6 protein-coding genes are annotated in these 6327 nt (G+C 28.7%); all 6 read right to left on the bottom strand.

The window, feature by feature from the left end; translation table 11 throughout:
- Positions 1–318: 318 nt before the first annotated feature.
- The gene (locus VJI94_RS06260; protein WP_324008727.1) at positions 319–780 is read right to left on the bottom strand and encodes a pyridoxamine 5'-phosphate oxidase family protein; all 462 of its coding nucleotides are present in this window, start codon (positions 778–780) and stop codon (positions 319–321) included.
- A gap of 246 nt (positions 781–1026) precedes the next feature.
- A complete protein-coding gene (locus VJI94_RS06255) occupies positions 1027–1827 on the bottom strand; it encodes an NAD(+)/NADH kinase (protein ID WP_041954900.1) in 801 nt (266 codons plus the stop codon).
- 89 nt (positions 1828–1916) lie between these two features.
- A complete protein-coding gene (locus tag VJI94_RS06250) occupies positions 1917–2534 on the bottom strand; it encodes a V-type ATP synthase subunit D (protein ID WP_040596841.1) in 618 nt (205 codons plus the stop codon).
- 1 nt (position 2535) lies between these two features.
- Positions 2536–3906 carry a V-type ATP synthase subunit B gene (locus VJI94_RS06245; RefSeq protein WP_039868599.1) on the bottom strand — a complete coding sequence of 457 codons (1371 nt, stop codon included), beginning with the start codon at positions 3904–3906 and terminating at the stop codon, positions 2536–2538.
- A 9-nt stretch (positions 3907–3915) separates the two neighbouring features.
- The gene (locus VJI94_RS06240) at positions 3916–5691 is read right to left on the bottom strand and encodes a V-type ATP synthase subunit A (protein WP_324008726.1); all 1776 of its coding nucleotides are present in this window, start codon (positions 5689–5691) and stop codon (positions 3916–3918) included.
- 27 nt (positions 5692–5718) lie between these two features.
- The gene (locus VJI94_RS06235) at positions 5719–6321 is read right to left on the bottom strand and encodes a V-type ATP synthase subunit E (RefSeq protein WP_324001456.1); all 603 of its coding nucleotides are present in this window, start codon (positions 6319–6321) and stop codon (positions 5719–5721) included.
- Positions 6322–6327: the final 6 nt, after the last annotated feature.

Below are 6327 nucleotides of genomic sequence, written 5' to 3'. Positions count from 1 at the left end.
GTTCGTCTGCTCTCGCTGACTTTTTTTGTTACACCTAAATTATTGTTTCTCTTTGTACTCTCAAAGTTCTTATCACTGTTTACTTTTCTTGGTTCGTGTCACTCTTGTTGCGACCTTATTATTATATCACTATTATTTTCGTTTGTCAACACTTTTTTATCTTTTTTTTGCCTTCAAACCTTTTAAAACTTATATTATGATAACTTATTATTATGCCGCTCTTTAAGTGCCTTAATATTATATCAGCCTTCGCCCTATCAGTCAATACCTTTTTGTCATATTTTTAAGTTTTTTTATAAAATTTTTATATAATATCAATTATTTTTTACCTTTAGTAGTTATTTCTTTTATATTTATTTTTAGAACATGAATCTTATCGAAACTTTTTTCAATATATTTCATTCCGGATTCTATAAAATCAGGTGAATATTTATATAATATTGATTTAATACCTTTAAGTTTTTCTTCATTGTTAACTATAGTTATTTCTCCAAGTACAATAACGGACATATATTTTGTAGAAAATTGACTCGCTTGTCTTTCAACTTTATCTACTACCGTAAAAGAAACTTTAGAATTTTCTTCTATGTTTTTTAATTTATATCCACCTTGATTTGTACAATGAATATATATTACACCATCAAAATATGCATAACTCAACGGTATACCATAAGGCTGATTGCAATTATCGGACGTTGAAAGTATTCCATATTCTCCATTTTTTAGTAATTCTTTTCCTTCTTCTATACTTAATTCTCTGTCTTTTCTTCTCATTTCCATAAACTTTCTCCTATTTGTTATTTTCTTAAGATAACAAAAAAGACAAGTACAAACGACTTATCTTCTCTGTTTTATATCGGAACATTATATGAAAAAGCAACTAAATAAACTCATTATTATACATTTATGTAATACAATTATTTATTTACGCCTTATATCTATCTATATTATATCATATTTATATAAAATTTCAACAATTTACTTATATTAATTTTCTATGGATATTCGTAAAATTATAAGATTTTTTTATAAGAACTTGTCTTTCATATTTATCCAGTACCAGTTTTCATTGAATACCAATTTATACAATTTAAATCTTGATTTTTTAAATTCAAAATATGATACATCTGTATAGTCTTTTTCAATCCCATCTGCAACAAAACTAATTTTTTTGTGTTGATTTTCCAACGGAACTATTTTTAAGGTTGATGTATCAGGAATCACCAATGAATTTGAAATCGTCCTATATACTTTAGAAAATATAGGAGCCAAAGGAGTTAATTGAAAACCTCTCAAAGTTGGATACATAATACTTCCTCCTGCAGACATATTATAAGCAGTACTTCCTGAAGGTGTTGAGATTATTAAACCATCTCCTGCAAATGTTTCAAGATGATTATCATCTATATAAACATCTAAATGAATTATTTCTGAACTGTTTGATTTAATAACAAAATCATTTAAACATTTATTCGAAAATATAATATCGTTTGTCTTTAAAGTACACTCCAGTAATCTAATTTTTTCAACAATATATTTTCCATCTATATAATCGTCTATAAATTTTTCTATTTTATCAAAACTAATTTCTTGAAAAAAACCAAGTGTTCCGGTATTTATTCCGACAAAAGGAACTTTTGGAAAATCGGAATTATGAACTCCTCTTAAGAAAGCACCGTCTCCACCTATGCAAATACTCAATTCAGCTTCTTCTTTAAAAGTTTCAGAAACTTCAAAACCTCTTTTTTCAAATAGTTCCTTCGTTTTTATGAATGCCTCTAATGACTTTATATTGTCATTAAAGAATATATTAATTAATCTTTTCATAACTTCACCTTTTACTATTAATCTATAAAAGTATTTTAACACATTAAACATATATTAGCAAGAAAAAAAGGAGCATTTGCTCCTTAACATTACGCATTTTTCTTTTTTTTAATCTTTTTTAATCTATAAAAATCTTCTCTTTCTTTTTCCTCAAGAACTTCTGAAATATACTTTTCCGTTTCTTCAAGATTAGGAATTTGTATTTTATCCAAAGCATTTGCTCTTTTTTGATTCTTTTTTATTTCTATAGATAGTTTATAAACTGTATTTTCAGTCTCCGCAAGTCTATATACAAGTCTTTTGATTTTTTGAAACATTTTTATAGCCTCATCAATTGCGGGGCTTGTCATATACATTCCATAATGAGGTCTTAAAGTTCCATGCTCGTATTTTACACTTGGAACATCAAGTCCCATAATGGATTTATAAGAAATTTCAAAATTTTCCGACTTATCTATTGATAAAGAAATATCTTGAACATTCATAACTCCCATAGTTATATTTGCTTCTTCTAATGTTGAATATGCCTTTTCAAATAGTACTTTTACATCTTCTTGAATTTCTTTTGCCTTTTCAATTTGTTGCATCATTTCTTTTATTAGTACAGTTCTTTTTTTATCTATTAGATTATAGCCTACCTTAGATAATTTTAAATCCTGTTTGATTTTTAATAGATTTGACTTTGTAGGAGCAATATTTTGAATCATATTACCACCTTCCATATTTTTCTATATATTTACTTTCCAATCTGTCTAGTTCAATTTTAGGGAATAGTTTGAATAAATCCCAAGCAATATCAAGTGATTCTTCAATAGTTCTGGATTCATCAAAGTTTTGGTTTAAAAAGTTTTGTTCAAACTCCCTACCGAATTCCATATAAATTTTATCTATTTCTGTTAAATCATCTTCTCCAATTATTTGTGATAGCGAACGAACTTCGATAACCTTTGAATAAAGAGCAAATAATTGAGATTGTACCTGATCGTGATCTTCTCTTGTATATCCGTCTCCAATACCATCTTTCATAAGTCTTGACAATGAAGGCAAAATATTTACAGGTGGATAAATATTCTTTTGGAATAATTCCCTTGATAAAACTATTTGTCCTTCAGTAATAAAACCTGTAAGGTCAGGAATTGGATGTGTTATATCATCATTAGGCATTGTTAATATAGGAATTAAAGTAATTGAACCTTTCTTTCCCTTTACCATTCCAGCTCTTTCGTATAAAGTAGAAAGATCTGAATACAAATATCCAGGATATCCCTTTCTACTAGGAACTTCTTCTCTTGCAGAAGAAATTTCTCTTAAAGCCTCTGCATAACTTGTAATATCAGTCATAACTACTAAGATATGCATTCCTTCTTCAAATGCAAGATATTCTGCAGCAGTTAATGCAGTTCTAGGTGTTGAAATTCTTTCAACAATTGGTGCATCAGCAAGATTTATATATGAAACAACTCTGGATGATGCTCCTGATTCTTCAAATGCACTTTTAAAGAACTCATAATCATCATATTTAATTCCCATTCCTGCAAATACTATCGCAAATTTGTCGTCAGAATTTTTTAATTTGGATTGTCTGACGATTTGAGCAGCTAATGCATTATGTGTCAAACCATTTGATGAAAATATAGGAAGTTTTTGTCCTCTAATTAAAGTAGTAAGAGTATCAATAGCTGAAATTCCAGTTTCCAAATAATCTCTTGGATATTCTCTTGCAACTGGATTCATAGGTCTTCCATTAACATTATATTTTTTCTCTGAAATAATATAATCTCCATTGTCAATTGGTTCTCCTACACCATTAAAAGTTCTTCCTAAAATATCTTTACTAAGACAAATTTCAAGTGGAGTTCCTGTAAAAGTAACAGCAGAATTTTGTGTTGAAATTCCAGTTGTTCCCTCAAAAACTTGAGCAATTACCTTATCTCCTTGAATTCTAACAACCTTGGCTCTTCTTCTTTCACTTCCATCTATTACTATATCCATCATTTCATCATAGCTGACATTATCTACACCTTTAAGCACAATCAAAGGTCCATCTATTTTTTCTAGTTTTAAATATTGTCTTTGCATAATTATCACCTACTCTCCCTGATTTTCGTCTATCAAAGCAGTATAGTAGCTATTGATTTTTGCATTTAACTTTTCAAATGCTTCATCATAGTTTTCATTTGGAATATTATATTTCATCTTAATAACTTCTTCAAATAAATCATCATTTTTTATACGAGTAAGGGCAACCTGTTGTTTTACCGCTAAAGTACAATTCATATATAAATTATCTATTACTTTTAACATTTCAAATTGTTTTTTCAAAGGAACATAGCAATCTGTTTCATGCATTGCATTTTGTTGTAAAAATCCCTTTTTTAAAACTTTTGCTATTTCTATAACAATTCTTTGGTCATTTGGTAAAACATCCTCTCCAACTAATTGAACAATTTGATTTAATTTATTATCTTCTGAAAGAAGTTCCATCATCTTTGCTCTTAATTTTAAAAGTTCAGGAGATACATTTTCATCATAATATTCTTTAATCAATGAAGTATAACCACTATAACTTGTAAGATAGTTTACAGCAGGATAGTGTCTTATATATGCTAAATTCTTATCCAAACCTATAAAGGCTGAAACAAATCTTTTAGTATTTTCAGTTACCGGTTCAGAAAAATCTCCACCAGGTGGAGAAACAGCCCCAATCACTGTAATTGAACCCTCTTTTTTTGAAAGAGTTTCAACATAACCTGCTCTTTCATAAAATTGTGCAATTCTTGAAGGAAGATATGCAGGATAACCTTCTTCTGCAGGCATTTCTTCAAGTCTTCCAGAAATTTCTCTTAACGCTTCTGCCCATCTTGAAGTTGAGTCAGCCATTATTGCAACATGGTAACCCATATCTCTATAATACTCTGCAATAGTTATTCCAGTATAGATTGAAGCTTCACGGGCAGCAACTGGCATATTTGAAGTATTTGCTATTAAAATTGTTCTTTCCATAAGCGGTTTTGAAGTTCTTGGATCAATTAACTTTGGAAATTCTTCAAGAACATCTGTCATTTCATTACCACGTTCTCCACACCCGATATAAACTATAATATCTGCATCAGACCATTTTGCAAGTTGATGTTGAGTCATAGTTTTTCCTGTACCGAATCCACCCGGAAGTGCTGAAGTTCCTCCTTTTGCTATTGGAAAGAAAACATCAAGTACTCTTTGTCCTGTTACCAAAGGTCTTGATATTGGCATTCTCACATCTATTGGACGTGGTATTCTTACAGGCCATTGATGATACATTTTTAATTTATGAATTTTTCCATCTTCATCTTTTATTGTTACTAAATCAGTTTCTAAATTATATTTTCCTGATGGTAAAGCTTCAATTACTTCACCACTAACAGTTGGTGGAACTAAAATTTTATGTTCTATAAAACTTGTTTCTTGAGTTGTTGCAAAAATTTCTCCTGCAGATAATTTATCACCAACTTTAACAAGCATTTCAACATCCCATTGTTTTTCTTTATCAATGGAAACAAGTCCTATTCCCTCTGCAATAAATTCTCCTGTCATTGAATATATTTTTTCAAGCGGTCTTTGAATACCATCAAATATATTTCCTATAATTCCTGGACCTAATGTTACTGATAGTGGAACATTTGTACTTTCTATAGTTTCTCCAACTTTTAGTCCCTGTGTTTCTTCGTAAACTTGTATAGTCGCCACATCTTCGTCAATAGATATGATTTCTCCGATTAGCTTTTTATCTCCAACCAAAACCATATCTCTAACTTTGTAAATTCCCATACTGTCTGCTTTAACAACAGGACCATTTATATCAATTATTTTAGGTATATTACACATTACCTTTCTCCTCATTACAATTATTAATTAATTGTTTATTCCTAATTCTTTTTTCAACTTAGCTAAAATTTTTTGGTATTTTGTAGTCAATAGAAAATCAAGTGAATAATTTAATCTATAAGTTCTTTCCGCATTTTCTATTTCAAAACCACCAACTTTTATATCAAGACTTTTTTCAACCTTAATATCTCCTAAGACATTTTTTATTATTTCCTTATCTCTTCCAAAACTTTTTTCATAAACATAAACAACATCATTAGAATTTATTTCTGATTTTACATTTTTTAATGTATTTTTTAAATATTCTTCACCTTTTTCAGTCATATATAAGGTATTTAATTCTTCTTTCAGGGCTTTAAAAAACTCATCGTAAATTTCTTTGTTCGTATTTAAAATGATATCTTGTCCTTCTTTTAAAGTCTTTGAACGAATTTTATCTGATTTATTTTCAAGTTTTGTTCTATAGTCTCTCTTTAATTTTTCTATTTCTTCATATTTTTTAGCTTTATATTCTGTAATTAATCTTTCAGTTTCAGAAGCAATTTTTTTCAATTCTTCGTCATATTTTTCATCAATTTCTTCATTTAGTATTCTTTTAAATGACTCTATCTTATCTTCAATTGTTATCATAAGATT

The sequence above is a fragment of the Parvimonas sp. D9 genome, assembly GCF_035282565.1.
Taxonomy (GTDB): domain Bacteria; phylum Bacillota; class Clostridia; order Tissierellales; family Peptoniphilaceae; genus Parvimonas; species Parvimonas micra.
The sequence above is the reverse complement of the archived record's forward strand: the minus strand, read 5'-3'. Positions and strand labels throughout refer to the sequence as shown.

Excerpts from the sequence above, each read along its gene's own strand:
- VJI94_RS06260 (WP_324008727.1), bottom strand. The coding sequence starts at position 780 with ATGGAAATGAGAAGAAAAGACAGAGAATTAAGTATAGAAGAAGGAAAA.
- VJI94_RS06255 (WP_041954900.1), bottom strand. The coding sequence starts at position 1,827 with ATGAAAAGATTAATTAATATATTCTTTAATGACAATATAAAGTCATTA.
- VJI94_RS06250 (WP_040596841.1), bottom strand. The coding sequence starts at position 2,534 with ATGATTCAAAATATTGCTCCTACAAAGTCAAATCTATTAAAAATCAAA.
- VJI94_RS06245 (WP_039868599.1), bottom strand. The coding sequence starts at position 3,906 with ATGCAAAGACAATATTTAAAACTAGAAAAAATAGATGGACCTTTGATT.
- VJI94_RS06240 (WP_324008726.1), bottom strand. The coding sequence starts at position 5,691 with ATGTGTAATATACCTAAAATAATTGATATAAATGGTCCTGTTGTTAAA.
- VJI94_RS06235 (WP_324001456.1), bottom strand. The coding sequence starts at position 6,321 with ATGATAACAATTGAAGATAAGATAGAGTCATTTAAAAGAATACTAAAT.